The organism is Kitasatospora sp. NPDC023385 (genome assembly GCF_055664045.1).
In genome coordinates this window covers 103,393-120,594 of record NZ_JBVOOL010000012.1, presented here as the reverse complement: position 1 = coordinate 120,594, position 17,202 = coordinate 103,393, and the positions used below count along the sequence as shown (strand labels likewise).

Sequence of the window (17,202 nt, the reverse complement as noted above, 5' to 3'; positions counted from 1 at the left end):
AATTCACCGCTCCCTGCGTGCCGGCCCGGGGGCCGGGCGCGCTGTGGTTCGTCGTCGTGGCAGCACCCGGGCCAGTCGCTTCCTGATCCGGGAGTTCTTGCTCCGGGCGGCCAGGGCCGCCTTCGCGCCCGAGGTGCTGCGCGCCAGGCACAGCAGCACACCGATCGCGGACATGGCCGACAGCATGGCGGAACCGCCGTAGGAGAACAGCGGGAGCGGGACGCCCGCGATGGGCAGCAGTCCCAGCGCCGACCCCAGGTTGATCATGGCCTGCGCCATGATCCACGTGGTGGCGGCTCCCGCGGCGTACCTGACGAAGGGGTCCTTCGTGCCGATGGCCACACGGATACCCGCGTAGCCTAGTGCCGCGAAGAGGCCGATCACCGACAGCGTCCCCACGAGGCCCAGTTCCTCGCCGGTCGCGGCAAAGATGAAGTCGGTGTGCGCCTCGGGCAGCTGGCCCCATTTCTCCACGCCGGCGCCCAGGCCGGTGCCGAAGCCGCCGCCGAGCGCGAACGAGTAGACGCCGTGCAGCGCCTGGAAGCAGGCGCCCTCCGGATCGGGCTTGGTGACGCCGATGCAGGCCAGGCGCTCCGCCCGGTGCGGGACGGTGACGACCAGGGCGGTGCAGACGACCACCGCCACCCCGAGGGTGGCCACGAACAGCCGCAGCGGTGCGCCGACCATCCACAGCAGCGCGAACACCATGGCCACCAGGATCATCGAGGTGCCCATGTCGCCGCCGATCATGATCAGCGCGAGCAGCAGCAGCGCCCCCGGCACCAGCGGCACCAGCAGGTGCTTCCACGAGTTCAGGGTGCCGGCCTTCTGCTTGCGGGCGAGCAGGTCGGCGCCCCAGAGCACCAGGGCGAACTTGGCGAACTCGGACGGCTGAAACTGGAAGAAGCCGAAATCCAGCCAGTTCTGGTTGCCGTTGATCCGCACCCCGATGCCGGGCACGGCGACCAGTACGAGCGCACCGATCACGCCGAACATCACCGGGTAGGTGATCACCCGCAGCACCGCCACCGGGACGGAGGCGAAGCCGATCAGCAGGACGAGGCCGAGGATGGCCGCGATCAGCTGCTTGAGGAAGTAGTACTGGGCCGAGTGGTGCTGGCCCAGGGCGAGGATCTGCGAGGCCGAGAAGACCATCATCAGGCCGAGCACGACGAGCAGCAGGGTGCTGCCGACGACCAGCAGGTACGGCGTGAGCGGCCGGTCCAGCCGGTATCGGAACCTGGCCCGGAAGGCCTGGACCCGGGCCAGCGGACCGGCCGACTTGTACTTGGTCGTGGTGGCGGAGATCACTCGCCACGGCTCGGCGGCCTCCTGCTTGTCCACGCCGGAATCCGCCCTGCCCTGCCCCGCCACCGCTCCCCGCTCACTCTCTCCGTACGACGCGCACACGCGCACACGCACGACGTGTACGACGCCGTCGCGCCGACTCGCTACTCGTCCGCAAGCTCCCGGACGGCCGCCGCGAACAGGTCGCCGCGCTCGCCGTAGTTGGTGAACATGTCCATCGAGGCACAGGCCGGCGCCAGCAGCACCGTGTCACCCGATCGGGCGAGCGACGCGGCCGTGCGGACGACCTCCGTCATCGCCACCGCGCCAGTCTGGCCCTCGGCCGCCTCGATCACCGGCACATCCGGAGCGTGTCGCTCCAGCGCCGCGCGGATCAGCGCCCGGTCCTCGCCGATCAGCACGACCGCGCGCAGCCGCTCGGCCGCGCCCCGGACCAGGTCGTCGAAGGCCGCACCCTTGGCCAGTCCGCCGGCGATCCAGACGACCGGCCGGTAGGCGGCCAGCGAGGCCGCCGCGGCGTGGGTGTTGGTGGCCTTGGAGTCGTCGATGTACGTGACGTCGCGGACCACGCCGACCTCGGCGATCCGGTGGGCGTCCGGGCGGAAGGCCCGCAGGCCCTCCCGGACGGCCTTCGGCTCGACGCCGTACGCCCGGGCCAGCGCCGCCGCGGCGAGCGCGTTGGCGATGTTGTGCGGGGCAGCGGGGCGGCGGCGCGCGGCGCCTTCCTCGGCGGGGTGGTGGGCGACGGGTGGGCTGACGTCCTCGACGGAGCCCAGTTCGGCCGCGTTGTTGGCCCGGTCCTCGACGAAGGCCCGGTCCACCAGCAGCCCGTCCACCACGCCGAAGTTCGACGGGCCGGGCGCGCCGAGGCCGAAGCCGATCGCCCGGCAGCCCTCCTCGACGTCGGCCTCCATGACCAGCGCCTCGGTGGCCGGATCGGCCAGGTTGTACACGCAGGCGACGGTGTTGCCCTGGTAGATCCGGCCCTTGTCGGCGGCGTACGCCTCCATCGAGCCGTGCCAGTCCAGGTGGTCGGGTGCCAGGTTGAGCACCGCCGCCGAGTGCGGGCGCAGCGAGGGCGCCCAGTGCAGCTGGTAGCTGGAGAGTTCGACCGCGAGCACGTCGTACGGCTGCTCGGCGAGCACCGCGTCCAGCACCGAGACCCCGACGTTGCCGACGGCGGCGGTGCGCTTGCCGGCGGCGGTGAGGATCGAGGCGAGCATCTGGACGGTGGTGGTCTTGCCGTTGGTGCCGGTGACGGCCAGCCAGGGGGCGGGCTCGCCGGTGCCCGGCAGCGGCCGGCGCAGGCGCCAGGCCAGTTCGACGTCGCCCCAGACCGGGACGCCGGCCGCCTCGGCGGCGGCGAACAGCGGGCTGTCCGGCGCCCAGCCGGGCGAGGTGACGATCAGTTCGGTTCCTTCGGGCAGGCTCGCGCCGTCGCCGAGGCGCACGGTGACGCCCTGCGCCTCCAGCTCGGCGGCCCGGGCGGTCAGGCCCGGCCCGCTGCCGCCGTCCACGACGGTGACGCGGGCGCCGAGGCCGTGCAGGACGCGCGCGGCGCTGATGCCCGAGACGCCGAGTCCGGCGACGACGACCGGCAGGCCGGTGAACTGCGACTTGGTCGACTGAGGGTTGGTCATCCCGTCCGGTATCCCGCGTAGAAGAGGCCGAGGCCGACGGCCACGCACAGGCCCTGGATGATCCAGAAGCGGACCACGACCAGGACTTCGCTCCAGCCCTTGAGTTCGAAGTGGTGCTGCAGTGGCGCCATCTTGAAGACGCGCTTGCCGGTCATCCGGAAGGAGCCGACCTGGATGATCACCGACAGGGTGATCACCATGAAGAGGCCGCCGAGCATGATGAGCAGCAGCTCGGTGCGGGAGCAGATCGCCAGGCCGGCCAGGGCGCCGCCGAGGGCGAGCGAGCCGGTGTCACCCATGAAGATCTTGGCGGGCGAGGTGTTCCACCACAGGAAGCCGAAGCAGGAGCCCATCAGGGCCGAGGCCACCACCGCGAGGTCCAGCGGGTCGCGGACGTCGTAGCAGCTGACGGTCGCGGTGACGGTGTAGGCGCAGCTCTGCGTGTACTCCCAGACGCCGATGAAGGTGTAGGCGCCGAAGGCCATCACCGAGGCCCCGGTGGCGAGGCCGTCCAGACCGTCCGTCAGGTTCACCCCGTTGGAGGTGGCCGCGATCATGAAGTACGCGAAGATGACGAACAGCACCGGGCCGACCGACCAGTTGAAGTCGCGCACGAAGGACAGCGACTGCGAGGCCGGGCTGAGCCCGCGGTCGTCGTGGAACTGCAGCGCCAGGACGGCGAACACCAGGCCGACGATGGACTGACCGGCCAGCTTCGCCTTGGCCCGCAGGCCCAGCGAACGGCGCTTGACCACCTTGATGTAGTCGTCCAGGAAGCCGACCAGGCCGAGGCCCGCGGTCAGGAAGAGCACCAGCAGCCCGGAGGCGGTCGGGCTCTCGCCCGTTATCGCCTTGGTGGCGAAGTACGCGATCAGGGTCGCCAGGATGAAGGCGATGCCGCCCATGGTGGGCGTCCCCTTCTTGCTGTGGTGCGCCTTGGGGCCGTCGTCGCGGATGTACTGGCCGTAGCCCTGCCGGGCGAGCAGCTTGATCAGGGCGGGCGTGCCGGCCAGCGAGAGGATCAGGCCGATCATCCCGGAGAAGAGGATCTGCTTCATCATCGGGCAGCACCGTCCGCCAGGAGGGCCTCGGCCACCTTCTCCAGCCCCACCGAGCGGGACGCCTTCACCAGGACCACATCCCCCGGCCGCAGCTGACTGCGCAGCAACTCGACCGCTGCGTCCGCGTCGGACACCAGCACCGACTCCTCACCCCACGAACCTTCGTTCCTCGCGCCGAGTTCCATGCAGGCCGCCTCGCGTCCGCCGACCGCCACCAGCTTGGTGACGTCGAGCCGGACCGCGAGCCGCCCGATGGCGTCGTGCTCGGCCAGGCTCTCCTCGCCGAGCTCCCGCATCTCGCCGAGCACCGCCCAGGTACGGCGGCGCTCCGGGCCGCGACCCCCCATCGAGACCAGCGCCCGCAGCGCGGCCCGCATCGAGTCGGGGTTCGCGTTGTAGGCGTCGTTGACGACGGTGACACCATCGGCCCGGTCGACGACCTCCATGCGCCAGCGGGACAGCGCACCCGCCTCGCCCAGGGCTGCGGCGGTGTCGTCGACGGACATCCCGAGCTCCACCGCCACCGCGGCGGCGGCGAGGGCGTTCGAGACGTGGTGCTCACCGTACAGGCGCAGTTGCACGGGCGCGGAACCGGCTGGGGTGGTGAGCGTGAAGGATGGCCGCCCGGTGGCGTCCAGGCGAACGTCCGTCGCCCGGACGTGGGCGTCCGGGGACTCCCCGAACAGGACCACCTTGGCCTTGGTGCGGGAGGCCATCGCGCGCACCAGCCGGTCGTCCGCGTTGAGGATCGCGGCCCCGTCGGCGGGCAGCGCCTCGACGAGTTCGCCCTTGGCCTCGGCGATCGCCTCCTTCGAGCCGAACTCGCCGACGTGGGCGGTGCCGACGTTCAGCACCACGCCGATCCGGGGCGGGGTGATCGAGGTGAGGTACTCGATGTCGCCCTTGTGCCGGGCGCCCATCTCCATGACCAGGTGCCGGGTGCCGGCCTCGACCCGCAGCGCGGTCATCGGGTGGCCGATCTCGTTGTTGAGCGAGCCGGGCGGGTAGACGGTCTCGCCGTGGTGCCGGAGCAGCTGGGCGATCAGGTCCTTGGTGCTGGTCTTGCCGGCCGAGCCGGTCAGGGCCACCACGGCGGTGCTCTCGGCGCGGGCGACCACGGCACGGGCCAGCCTGCCGAGCGCCTCCACCACACTGTCGACCAGGACGGCGGGCACGCCGACCGGGCGGGAGGCCAGCACCGCGACGGCGCCGGCCTCCGTCGCGGTGATCGCGTAGTCGTGGCCGTCCACGTGCTCGCCGACGAAGGCCGCGAACAGGCCGCCGGGGCTCACCTTGCGCGAGTCGACCTCGACCGGGCCGGTGACCAGGGCGTCCGGGTCGGCGCCGTCCAGGGTGCCTCCGACTGCGGCGGCCACGTCGGCGAGGGTCAGTGTGATCACTGCTGCTCTACTCCTCGGTCGCCCCGCGCGGCGGTGGTCCGCGCGACGGACTCGCGCAGCACCTCCCGGTCGTCGAAGGGGCGGATCTCGTCTCGTACGTACTGGCCGAGCTCGTGGCCCTTGCCGGCCACCAGCACGGTGTCCCCCGCCTGGGCGCGGGCGACCGCGAGCCGGATCGCCTCGGCCCGGTCGGGGACGACCAGGACGGCCCCGCGCTCGGCCTCGGGCACCGCGGCGGCGCCGGTCAGCATGCCGGCGAGGATCGCCAGCGGGTCCTCGCTGCGCGGGTTGTCGCTGGTCAGCAGGGCGGTGTCGGCGAGGCGGGCGGCGATGGCGCCCATCGGGCCGCGCTTGTGCGGGTCGCGGTCGCCGCCGCAGCCGACGACGACGTGCAGCCTGCCCTTGGTGATCTCGCGCAGCGAGCCGAGGACGGCCTGCAGGGCGTCCGGCTTGTGGGCGTAGTCCACGACGGCGACGAACGGCTGGCCGGCGTCCACCCGCTCCAGTCGGCCGGGCACGCCGGGGACGGCCGCGACGCCGGCCACGGCCTGCTCCAGCGGCAGCCCGGCGGCGACCAGCAGGGTGATCGCGGCGAGCGCGTTGGAGACGTTGAACGGGCCGGGCAGCGGCGCGGTCGCGTCGACCTCGACGCCGCCCGGGCCGAGCAGCCGGAAGGTGGAGCTCACCGGGCCGAGCCGGACGTCCACGGCCCGCCAGTCGGCGTCCGGGAGGCCGGCGGCGGAGAAGGTGGTCACCGGGATCTCGGCCTCGGCGGCGAGCCGGCGGCCGTAATCGTCGTCCAGGTTGACCACGCCGTGGCGGGACTTGCCGGGCCGGAAGAGCCGGGCCTTCGCCTGGAAGTAGTCCTCCATGTCCGGGTGGAAGTCGAGGTGCTCGGGCGTGAGGTTGTTGAACAGTGCGACGTCGTACGCGACGCCGTCGGTGCGACCGAAGACCAGGGCGTGGCTGGAGACCTCCATGGCCACCGCGTCGGCGCCGCGCTCGGCCATCACGCCGAGGATCGCGTGCAGGTCGGTGGCCTCGGGGGTGGTGCGCTCGCTCTTGATGCGCTCCTCGCCGACCCGCATCTCGACGGTGCCGATCACCCCGGGGCTGCGCCCGGCGCCGCGCAGGCCGCCCTCGACCAGGTACGAGGTGGTGGTCTTGCCGTTGGTGCCGGTCAGCCCGATCATCAGCAGCCGCTCGGAGGGGCGGCCGTAGACGATCGCGGCGAGCTCGCCCATGACGGCCCGCGGCCGGTCCACGACCAGCAGCGGCAGGCCGGTACCGGCCGCGAGCTCGGCGCCCGCCGGGTCGGTGAGCACGGCCACCGCGCCGCACTGCGCGGCCTTGGCCGCGAAGGCCGCGCCGTGGTGGTTGGCGCCGGGGAAGGCCACGTACACATCGCCCGGACGGACCGCGCGGGAGTCGTGGGTGACGCCGCTGACGGCACCGCCCTCGACGGGCGCGAGGCCCAGCCGGACGGCGAGCTCGGCGAGCGGCAGGGCGGTGGTCCCGGTCGGGCGGGGCGGACTCACGGTGGTTTGATCGGGTTTCGGCACGGCGGGAAGGCTATCCGCCGAAGGGTGCCCAGGGCCAAACCGGCCCCTCGCCGCGCCGTCGTCCCCGTCGTTGCTCATCCTTGCTCACGGCTTCCACTCGACGGGCAGGTTGGGTGCCTGGCTGCCGCTCGGCGGGACCTGCATGGTCTTCAGGGTGAACTCCATCACCTGTTTGAACACCGGGCCGCACAGCTGGCCGCCGAAGTGGCCGTTGACCGGGCCCTGGAGGGTGCAGGACACGGTGTACCGGGGGGCGTCGGCGGGGGCGAAGCCGATGAAGGAGGCGGTGTAGCCGTCGTAGCCGACGCCGTTGGCGGCGCCCCGGTTGGCGGTGCCGGTCTTGCCGGCCACCCGGTAGCCGGGGATGGCGGCCTTGCCGCCGGTGCCCTGCTCGTCGTCGACGACCGACTCCAGCATCGAGGTGAGGGTCTTGGCGGTCTCCGGGCTGACCACCCGGGTCTGCTCGCCCGCCGGAGCCGGGCTGTACTTGCCGTCCGGGCCGGTGACGCCCTGGACGATGCTGGGCGCGACCCGCACGCCGCCGTTGGCGATGGTCGAGTAGACCGAGGTGGCCTGGAGCGCGTTCATCTGCAGCGGGCCCTGGCCGAAGGCGATGTTGTACTTCTCCGAGGCGACCAGGTCCTCCGGCTTCTTGAGCATCCCGGGGGTCTCCCCGGGGAAGTTCAGGCCGGTCGGCCGGGCGACGCCGAACTTGCGCATGTAGCCGTCCAGCACCTTGTTGGCCTGCGACTGGTCGCCGCCGCCCAGGGTCTCGACGGCCTCGATGGTGCCGATGTTGGAGGACTTGGCGAGCACCCCAGCCAGGGTCAGGTACCAGGGGTCGTGGTTGACGTCGTCCTTGAACTCCTGGCCGGCGCGGACCAGCCGGTTCGGCACGGTGACCTTGGTGTCCCAGGTGGCCTTGCCCGAGTCCAGTACGGCGGCCAGGCTCATCAGCTTGGCGGTGCTGCCCGGTTCGTACGCGTCGACCAGGGCCGGGTTGCCCAGCTGGGCCTGCTTGGACAGGCTCAGGTCGTTCGGGTTGAAGCCGGGCGCGGTGGCCATCGCGAGGACCTGACCGGTCTTCACGTCCTGGACCACGACGTAGCCCTTCTCCGCGCCGGAGTTGGCCACCTGGTCGGTGATCGCCCGCTGGGCCGCCCACTGGATGTCCCGGTTGACGGTCAGCTTCACGTCGCTGCCGGGCACGGCCGGGTCCATCGAGCCCCCGGCCGTGGGCACCAGCCGCCCGCCCGCCTGGGCGTAGCTGCTGTGGCCGTCCTTGCCGGCCAGCTGCTGCTGGTACTGCAGCTCCAGCCCCCCGGCGCCCGCGCCCTCGCCGTTGACGAAGCCGACCAGGTTGGCGGCCAGCCCGTCGGCGGGGTAGACCCGCTTCTGGGTCTCCCGGTTGAACACCCCGGCCAGCGGGTTGGCGCACTCGGTGTCCACCCGGGTGCGGCCGCCCTGGTCGGCGGGCTTGCCGAGCAGCTTCTTCTGGACCTGGCACGCCCGCGAGCCGGCCTGCTTCTCCAGGCTCGACTTGAGGTCGCTGATCTGGTTCTTGGCGGCCGGGGTCTGCTGGGCGGCGAGCCGCTTGTAGCGGGTCTTGGGGGTGTGCAGGTCGGCGGCGATCCGCTCCTTGGGCAGGCCGAGGATCGGCGACAGCAGGGCGGCCGCCTGCTCCGGCGCGTCCGGGATGCCGGTCGCCGCCGGGGTGAACATCGCCGGGTCGGCGGTGATGTCGTACGCGTCGACGGTCGCGGCCAGCGCCACGCCGTCGGCGGACGTTATCGAGCCGCGCTCGGCGGTGATCGGGATGTTCAGGTAGCGGTTGGTGTTGGCGTCCGCGGCCAGCGCGTCGGAGTCCACCAGCTGGAGCTGGACGAGACGGCCGGCGAAGACCGAGAACACCAGCGACATCGCCACGGCGATCACCCGCAGGCGGCGCTTCGGCTCGGCCAGCCTGAGCGCCTTGGGGCGCTGCGGGGGGCGGGTCTTCGGGCGCGGCCGCACCGCCGCCTGGCTGCGGGCCGGCGCACGGTCCTCGGGGCGGCGCTGCTGCGGCGCGCGCGGGGTGCGGGGGGCGGCGGCGTTCTTGGCGGGCTGCGCCTTGGCCGACTGGCCGCGGGCCGGCTGGCCCTTGGCGGCCTGGCCCTTCGCGGGCACCCCCTTGGCCGGTTCCCCCTTGGCGGGTTCTCCCTTGACGGGCCGGGTGCGGCCGGAGGCGGACTGGGCGCGCGGCGCGGCGCCCCGGGGCGCCGGTCGGCGGCCGTTGCCGGTGCCCCCGGGAGGCTGACGGGGCGTGGTCATGCGGCCACCTCGCTACGCTCGGCGGCCACGTCGCACGATGCACGCCTCTCGATGGTTCGCTCGCTCACCGGCCCGCGCCCCCGTTGGGGTGCGGCTGCGCGGGCGCGGCGGGGTTGAGCTGGATCACCGCGTCACCGGCCGAGGCCGCGGTCGTCGGTGCGGCCGGTGCGGCCGACGGCGCGACCGGGGCTGACACCGGGGGCGCAGCCGGCTGGGCGGCGCTCGGGGCGGCCTTCGTCGGCCACGGATCGGCCGTCGAGCGCTTGACCGGCGGGCTGTCCTGCGCCGTGCCGGGCGTGCCGACCACCTTGCCGCCGTTCGGGACGTCCAGGAACGCCATCCCGCCGGCCGGGACCATGCCCAGCTCGGCGGCCCGTCTGGCCAGCGCGTCCGGGGCCGAGCTCTGGTCGATCTGGTGCTGCAGGCTCTGCTGCTCGTCGGTGGCCACGGTGGTCTGCTTCTGCAGTCGGGACAGCTCGAAGGAGCCCTCGTTGAGCGCGGTGTTCAGCGCCAGCAGCCCGAGCAGCCCCGCCGCGAGCAGCACCACCACGAGCACCGCGAACGGCGTGCGCCCGCGGACCGGGCGCTTTCCCGGCCGGACCGTGATGCGTGCCCTGCCCTGTCCGGGGAGTCCTCCCCGCCCCGCCCGGACCTCACCGGCCACCGGCCCCACCGCTCTCCTCCACCCTTCGGACCCCGCCGGACCGGTTCGTCAGCCCCGCTTGTTTCGGTCCCTGATCCTCTCCGCCACCCGCAGCCGTACGGGCGCGGCGCGCCGGTTCTCCTCGATCTCCTCCTCGGTGGCCTGCTCGGCACCGCGGGTGATCAGTTTGAGCCAGGGCTGGTGCTCGTCCGGGATGAACGGCAGCCCCGGCGGGGCGGTGTTGGTCGCCCCGGCGGCGAAGTACTGCTTCACCAGGCGGTCCTCCAGCGACTGGTAGGACATCACGACCATCCGACCGCCGATGGTGAGGGCGTCCAGCGCCCCCGGGATCGCCCGGTCCAGGACCTCCAGCTCACCGTTGACCTCGATCCGCAGCGCCTGGAACGTCCGCTTGGCCGGGTTCCCGCCGGTGCGGCGGGTCGCCGCCGGAATGGCGTTGCGCACCAACTCGACCAGACGCGCGCTGTTGGTGAACGGTTCCTTCGCCCGCTCCCGGAGGATCACCGAGGCGATCTTGCCGGCGAACCGCTCCTCGCCGTAGAACTTGAGGATCCGGGCCAGCTCGCCGTGGCTGTAGGTGTTCAGCACCTCCGCCGCGCTGATCCCCCGGCTCTGGTCCATCCGCATGTCCAGCGGCGCGTCCTGCGCGTACGCGAAGCCGCGGTCCGCCTCGTCCAGCTGCATGGAGGAGACGCCGAGGTCGAACAGGATGCCGTCCACGCGGTCGATGTCCAGGCGCTCCAGCACCTCGGGGATCTCGTCGTAGACCGCGTGCACCAGGGTGGCCCGGTCGCCGAACGGGGCCAGCCGCTCGCCGGAGAGCTTCAGCGCCTGCGGGTCGCGGTCCACCGCGACGAGTCGCACCTCGGGGAACTGGGTGAGCAGCGCCTCGCTGTGCCCGCCGAGGCCCAGGGTGGCGTCCACCACCACGGCACCGGGGCGCGAGATCGCCGGAGCCAGTGCGTCCATGCACCGCTGCAGCATCACCGGGACGTGCTTGGGGCCCGGTTCGTTGGTGGTCATGCGCGGTGGCGCCCTTCCTCGGTGCGGAGCAGCCCGATGTCCGGGAGCTGCGACCATTCTCGCCCACCGTCCCCCGGCACGACGAAGCGGCCCGTGGTCCCCGCCCGCTCAAGGGGAAGATCGTGACCGCCCGGCACCGGGGAAGGTGCGCCAGGTGGCACGGAGCGGGTGGAGGCCACGGACCGCATCGACCGGGCCGCACCGGCCGGGAACGCCCGGTTGACGGGCTCCGGCGGGTGTGCTCCACTGCGCCGCAAACTCTATCGCCCCGGCCCCTCCAGTCAATGGTCCGCTCCGGCGCACCACCCGGGCGGCGGTACGGATCGTCGCAGGTCGCGGCCGTAGGGGTGGCTGCGCAGCGGCCCGGCCCGGGGGCCCTCGGAAACCACCGCGCGCCCCCCACCGCGCGGCCGGGTGCGGCCCACTCCGGGACCATCCGGACAAACCCTCCTGTTGTGGCTATGCGCTCGATCACAGCGGCACGTTCTGTAGCTCCTCACCCCACCGCGGACACCGGAATCGCACTAACGTCGCCGCCATGACAGTGACTCCCGACCGGCCCAGGCCGAACGCCGCTGCCGATCCCGCCCGACCCACCATCATCGACCGCTTCGTCGCGGCCAACCGCGAGTACGCGGTGACCTTCCAGGACGGCGGCATGGACGCCCGCCCGGTGCAGAAGATCGCCGTGGTGGCCTGCATGGACGCCCGCCTCGACCTGTTCGCGGCGCTCGGCCTCGAACTGGGCGACGCCCACGTCATCCGCAACGCCGGCGGCGTCGTCACCGACGACACCATCCGGTCCCTCACCATCAGCCAGCGCGCGCTCGGCACCCGCTCGATCGCGCTCATCCACCACACCGGCTGCGGTCTGCTCGGGCTCACCGAGGACTTCCGCCGCGAGCTGGAGCTGGAGGTCGGCCAGCGCCCGCAGTGGGCGGTGGAGGCCTTCGTCGACCTGGACGGCGACGTCCGCCAGTCGATGCAGCGCGTCCGAACCTCGCCCTTCCTGCTGCACACCGACGACGTCCGCGGCTTCGTCTTCGACGTCCACACCGGCCTGCTGCGCGAGATCGACTAGCGGCGACCGGCGGCGCCCCACCCACCCGTCCCCGCCCGGCCAACGGCGTCCGGGCATTCGGGGACCGCCGAATGGTGACTTCCGGCCGCCTCACAGGGGAGAATGCGCCTGCCGGTCGGACCCCGAACCACCTGGGGCGGCCGGGCCGCGGGCCGCCTCCCCGACGCCGGATCCTCCTTCGGAACCGTCCCCGGGACGGCCGCGTCAAGCATGGGGTGGGGTCCGGCCTCGGGACGGGGCGGGCACAGGGTGCCAGGGAGCGTAAACGCGTGACGAGCTACAACGACCAGGCCGGTCTCGATGGTCCCGCGGGGGGCGGGCAGCGGACGAACGGGTACCAGCAGGTCGGACTTCCCGAGCTCGCCGCGGTCGTGGACCGCATCCGCGCCAACATCGAGAGCGTGATCGAGGGCAAGCCGGAGGCCGTCCGGATCGCCCTGACCGTCCTGCTCGCCGAGGGCCACCTCCTGCTGGAGGACGTGCCCGGCGTCGGCAAGACCATGCTGGCCAAGGCGCTCGCCCGCTCGGTCGACTGCACCGTGCGCCGCATCCAGTTCACGCCCGACCTGCTGCCCTCGGACGTCACCGGCACCAACATCTACGACCAGCAGCAGCACGACTTCGAGTTCCGCCCGGGCGCGATCTTCGCCCAGATCGTGGTCGGCGACGAGATCAACCGCGCCTCGCCCAAGACCCAGTCCGCGCTGCTGGAGTCCATGGAGGAGCGCCAGGTCACCATCGACGGCACCAGTTACGGGCTGCCCTCGCCGTTCATGGTCGTGGCCACCCAGAACCCGGTCGAGATGGAGGGCACGTACCCCCTCCCGGAGGCCCAGCGCGACCGCTTCATGGCCCGGATCTCGATCGGCTACCCCAGCCCCGAGGCCGAGCTCGCGATGCTGGACGTGCACGCCGGCGCCAGCCCGCTGGAGGACCTGCAGCCGGTCGCGCACGCCGCCGACATCCTCAAGCTGGTCGACCTGGTCCGCACCGTCCACATCGCCGACCCGGTCCGCCGCTACGCCGTCGACCTGGTCGGCGCCACCCGCAGCAGCCACGAGCTGCGCCTGGGCGCCTCGCCGCGCGCCACCCTGCACCTGGTCCGGGCCGCCCGCGCCGCCGCCGCGCTGGACGGGCGCGACTACGTCACTCCGGACGACATCCAGCGCCTCGCCGTGCCGGTCCTCGCGCACCGCCTGATGCCGACCGCCGAGACCCAGCTCAGCCGCCGCACCTCCGAGCAGATCGTGACCGACCTGGTCGCCCGGCTGCCGCTGCCCCGCCCGCAGGGCGGCCCGGCCGTCCGGAGGGGCTGAGGGTGGCCCAGTCCGATCCGGCATCGGGACTGCGGGCCGGATTCCGCGGCCTCACCACCCGGGGCCGCTCCTTCCTCGCCGCCGGGATCACCGCGGTGGTCTGCGCCTACCTGCTCGACCAGGACGCGCTGCTGCGCGTCGGCGTGCTGCTCGCCGCGCTCCCGCTGGCCGCCGTCGTGGTGGTCTCCAACACCCGCTACCGGGTGTCCAGCGGCCGCCGGCTCAGCCCCCGCCGGGCGGTCGCCGGCCAGGAGGCCCGGGTCCACCTGCGGCTCGACAACGTCTCCCGGGTGCCCACCGGGCTGCTGCTCCTCGAGGACAAGGTCCCGTACGTGCTCGGGCCGCGCCCGCGCTTCGTCCTGGACCGGGTCGAGCCGCGCGGCCACCGCGAGGTCTCCTACCGGGTCCGCTCCGACCTGCGCGGCCGCTACCCGCTCGGGCCGCTGCAGCTGCGGCTGGCCGACCCGTTCGGGATGTGCGAGGTGACCCGCGCCTTCACCGCCGCCGACGTCCTCACCGTCGTCCCCCGCATCCAGGCCCTGCCGTACGTCCGGCTCAGCGGCGACTGGCTCGGCCAGGGCGAGAGCCACAGCCGCACCCTGGCGCTGGCCGGCGACGACGACGTGATCCTGCGCGAGTACCGGCCGGGCGACGACCTGCGCCGGGTGCACTGGCGCTCCACCGCCCGGTACGGCGAGCTGATGGTGCGCCGCGAGGAGCAGCCGCAGCGGGCCCGGGCCACCGTCCTGCTGGACACCCGCGAGATCGGCCACCGGGGCAGCGGCCCCGCCTCCTCCTTCGAGTGGGCGGTCGGCTGCGCCGCCTCCGTCACCGCGCACCTGCTGGAACGCGGCTACCAGACCCGGCTGCTCACCGACACCGGCCTGTCGGTGCCCGGGCCCGGCGGGGGCGAGCGCAGCAGCGCCGCCGACACCTCCGGGCTGATCCTGGACGCCCTCGCGGTCTCCGACCTGTCCGACGGCGGCACGCTCTCCCGCGCCGAGGAGCCGCTGCGCGCCGGCGGCGAGGGCCTGCTGGTCGCCGTCCTCGGCGAGCTGGACGACACCCAGACCGCCCGGCTGGGCCGACTGCGCAGCCGTACCGGCGGGGCGATCGCCTTCCTGCTGGACGTCGGCACCTGGTCCGGCCTGCGGATGCTCGCCCCGCACACCGGCGGCGACGAGTTCCGGGCCCGGGTCCGGCAGCTGCGCGAGGCCGGCTGGACGGTGATCCCGGTGCGCACCGGTGACTCCCTGCCGGACCTGTGGCGGGCCGTCGAAGGCCCCCGGACGACCGCCCCCGATCGAGAAGAGGCCGGCGCGTGACCACCCGGGCCAAACTGACCGTGTACTCGGCGCTGGCCACCGCCCTCGCCTCGCTCTGCCTGATCCCGCTGCTGACCACGCGCAGCTGGCTGACCCACGCCGTGCTGGTGATCGCCGTACTCGCCGGCGTCGGCGCGGGCCTGCGCCGCGCCCCCCTGTACCGCTGGACGGTGCCCGTCGGCCAGCTGCTGGTGCTGTTCCTGCTGCTGGTGCTCGGCTTCGCCGGCGCCGGCGGGGTGCTGCCCGGGCCGGCCACGATGCGGGTCCTGGACCACGTCTTCACCTCGGGTGTGGACGACATCCAGCAGTACGCGATCCCGGCGCCGCCCACCCCCGGCCTGCGGCTGATCCTGGTCTCCGCGGTCGGCCTGATCGCCGTCGTGGTGGACACCGTCGCGGTGACCTACCGCCGCTCGGCGCTCGCCGGACTGCCGCTGCTGGCGCTGTACTCGGTCGGCAACGGCCTCGCCGGGGACCACGGCAGCTGGTTCTGGTTCGCCGTCGCCGCGGCCGGCTACCTGCTGCTGCTGTTCGCCGAGGGCCAGGACCGGGTCTCCCGCTGGGGCCGGGTCTTCCGCGGCACCTCGCGCGGCACGGTGAACTCCGGCCGGATCAGCCCGGGCGGCCAGCAGGTCGGCATCCTGGCGCTGGCCGTCGCGATGCTGCTCCCGGTCGTCCTGCCGCACTGGGGCTTCGGCCTGCTGCACTCCGCCTCCGACGGCCCGGCCGGCAAGGGCTCCGGCCGGGGCGTGGCCACCAGCCTCGACCCGCTGGTCAGCCTGGAGGCCGCGATCACCAAGCCCACCGACGCCGAGCTGCTCACCTACACCCTGGACAGCACCCTGGCCGACCAGGTCTACCTGCGGACCGGTTCGCTGGACCAGTTCGACGGCACCAGCTGGCGGCTCGGCAGCACCACGGTCAACGACCTCCCGGAGTCACTGCCCGCCCCCGAGGGCCTGCGCAACGCCAACGTCCCCCGGATCGAGGGCGACTTCCAGGTCAGCGACCGGCTGGAGAACAGCTGGCTGCCGCTGCCCTACCCGGCCGCCTCCGTCCAGGTCCCCAACCGCGGGGACTGGAAGCTCGACCCGCTGACCCGCACCGTCGTCCCGAGCAACGACAAGGCGATCCGCGGCCTGCGCTACCACGCCAGCGCCCTGGACCTCCAGCCCACCGCCAACGAGCTGCGCCTGGCGGCCTCCGCGCCGCAGGACGTCCGGGACCGCTACACCGTCATCCCGTCCGACCTGCCGTCCGTGGTCTCCGAGCAGGCCAGGGCGGTCACCGCCGGCGCCCAGAACGACTACGACCGGGCGATGGCGCTGGTGAAGTGGTTCACCGGCCCGGACTTCACGTACGACACCACGGTGTCCGCCGGCACCGGCAGCAACGCGATCGCGGTCTTCCTGCAGGACCGCCGGGGCTTCTGCGTGCACTTCGCCTCCACCATGGCGGCGATGGCCCGGGTGCTGAAGATCCCGGCCCGGGTCGCGGTCGGCTTCACCCCCGGCGACAACAAGGGCGGCAACGTCTACTCGGTGAGCGGCCGGATGTACCACGCCTGGCCCGAGCTGTACTTCACCGGCTACGGCTGGCTGCGCTTCGAGCCGACGCCGAGCCGCGGCATCCCCACCCGCTACACCGAGACGTCCGGCTCCGCGACCAGCGCGCCGACCCAGCACGCGACCACCGCCCCGCAGACCGCGCCGGCCGCCCCGGCGCCGTCCGCCGGTGCGGACTGCACCGCAAAGCAGCGCCAACTGGGCGACTGCGGGCCCAAGGGCAAGACCGCCGCCAAGGCCTCCGCGGAGTCCTGGCTGCTGTCCGGGCAGGTGCTCGGCACCCTCGCCGCGGTGCTGGCGGTGATCGCGCTGCTGCTCACGCCGATGCTCTGGCGCACGGCCGTCCGCCGTCGCCGGCTCGGCCGCGGCGGGCGGCGCCGGCCCGGCGGGGACGGACCGCCGGAGCCGACCGACACCCGGGTGCTGGCCGCCTGGGACGAGCTGATCGACTCCGCCTGGGACCTCGGAATTCCCCCGGACGAGTCACGCACGCCGCGCGCGGCCGCCCGCCGGATCACCGAGAAGGCCGGCCTGGCCGCCGACGCGGCGGCGGCCACCGACCGGCTGGCCCTGGCCACCGAACGGGTGCTCTACGCCCCGCCCGGACAGTCCGGCACGGCGCCGCTGGCCGCCGACGTCCACACCGCGCGGCGCGGCCTGCGTGCGAGCGCCGGCCGGGCCGGACGGGCCAGGGCCGTGCTGCTGCCGCCGTCCTCGGCGCAGCTGTGGTGGCGGATCTCCGACGCCGTGCGGGCGGCCCGGGCGGCCGTCGGCGCCGGCGTGGACCGGGCGGTCGAGGCGGTCTCGGCGCCGGTGCGGCGGGTCTTCACCCGGCGCCCCAAGCCGAACGCCCCGGAGTCCTGAGCCCGGGCACCGCACGCAGAAGCCGGGGGCGGGCAGTCGATCGACTGCCCGCCCCCGGCTTCTGCGGCTGCTTCTGCGGCCGG

Annotated in this window: 12 protein-coding genes; 4 read left to right on the top strand and 8 right to left on the bottom strand. The window is 73.6% G+C overall.

Annotated elements, in window-relative coordinates:
* Positions 1–3: 3 nt before the first annotated feature.
* The 8 genes from ftsW to rsmH form a co-directional block, all read right to left on the bottom strand.
* Entirely contained in the window at positions 4–1,344 is a 1,341-nt protein-coding gene (gene ftsW / locus AC0B61_RS20215; RefSeq protein ID WP_471742072.1) for a putative lipid II flippase FtsW, read from the bottom strand.
* A gap of 107 nt (positions 1,345–1,451) precedes the next feature.
* Positions 1,452–2,948, bottom strand: coding sequence for a UDP-N-acetylmuramoyl-L-alanine--D-glutamate ligase (gene murD, locus AC0B61_RS20210; protein WP_471742071.1), 1,497 nt, complete (start codon positions 2,946–2,948; stop codon positions 1,452–1,454).
* Positions 2,945–4,006 (bottom strand): phospho-N-acetylmuramoyl-pentapeptide-transferase, encoded by a 1,062-nt coding sequence (gene mraY, locus AC0B61_RS20205; RefSeq protein WP_471742189.1) that lies wholly within the window; start codon positions 4,004–4,006, stop codon positions 2,945–2,947. The genes murD and mraY overlap by 4 nt, the downstream gene beginning before the upstream one ends.
* The gene (locus AC0B61_RS20200) at positions 4,006–5,409 is read right to left on the bottom strand and encodes a UDP-N-acetylmuramoyl-tripeptide--D-alanyl-D-alanine ligase (RefSeq protein WP_471742070.1); all 1,404 of its coding nucleotides are present in this window, start codon (positions 5,407–5,409) and stop codon (positions 4,006–4,008) included. The genes mraY and AC0B61_RS20200 overlap by 1 nt, the downstream gene beginning before the upstream one ends.
* Positions 5,406–6,971, bottom strand: a complete 1,566-nt coding sequence (locus AC0B61_RS20195; protein ID WP_471742069.1) for a UDP-N-acetylmuramoyl-L-alanyl-D-glutamate--2,6-diaminopimelate ligase — start codon at positions 6,969–6,971, stop codon at positions 5,406–5,408. The genes AC0B61_RS20200 and AC0B61_RS20195 overlap by 4 nt, the downstream gene beginning before the upstream one ends.
* Before the next feature lie 84 nt (positions 6,972–7,055).
* Positions 7,056–9,281 carry a peptidoglycan D,D-transpeptidase FtsI family protein gene (locus tag AC0B61_RS20190; protein ID WP_471742068.1) on the bottom strand — a complete coding sequence of 742 codons (2,226 nt, stop codon included), beginning with the start codon at positions 9,279–9,281 and terminating at the stop codon, positions 7,056–7,058.
* Between the two features lie 64 nt (positions 9,282–9,345).
* A complete protein-coding gene (ftsL, locus tag AC0B61_RS20185) occupies positions 9,346–9,837 on the bottom strand; it encodes a cell division protein FtsL (protein ID WP_471742067.1) in 492 nt (163 codons plus the stop codon).
* Positions 9,838–9,993: 156 nt separating this feature from the next.
* Positions 9,994–10,968: a 16S rRNA (cytosine(1402)-N(4))-methyltransferase RsmH gene (gene rsmH / locus AC0B61_RS20180; protein WP_471742066.1), complete on the bottom strand. Its 975-nt coding sequence runs from the start codon at positions 10,966–10,968 to the stop codon at positions 9,994–9,996.
* A 538-nt stretch (positions 10,969–11,506) separates the two neighbouring features.
* On the opposite strand from rsmH, the gene AC0B61_RS20175 reads away from it, so the two are divergent.
* From AC0B61_RS20175 to AC0B61_RS20160, 4 genes are all read left to right on the top strand, one after another.
* Positions 11,507–12,049 (top strand): beta-class carbonic anhydrase, encoded by a 543-nt coding sequence (locus tag AC0B61_RS20175; protein ID WP_471742065.1) that lies wholly within the window; start codon positions 11,507–11,509, stop codon positions 12,047–12,049.
* Positions 12,050–12,420: 371 nt separating this feature from the next.
* Positions 12,421–13,365: an AAA family ATPase gene (locus AC0B61_RS20170; protein WP_471742188.1), complete on the top strand. Its 945-nt coding sequence runs from the start codon at positions 12,421–12,423 to the stop codon at positions 13,363–13,365.
* A 2-nt stretch (positions 13,366–13,367) separates the two neighbouring features.
* Entirely contained in the window at positions 13,368–14,690 is a 1,323-nt protein-coding gene (locus AC0B61_RS20165) for a DUF58 domain-containing protein (protein ID WP_471742064.1), read from the top strand.
* Entirely contained in the window at positions 14,687–17,119 is a 2,433-nt protein-coding gene (locus AC0B61_RS20160; RefSeq protein WP_471742063.1) for a transglutaminase TgpA family protein, read from the top strand. Before AC0B61_RS20165 ends, AC0B61_RS20160 begins: the two co-directional genes overlap by 4 nt.
* Positions 17,120–17,202 lie beyond the last annotated feature (83 nt).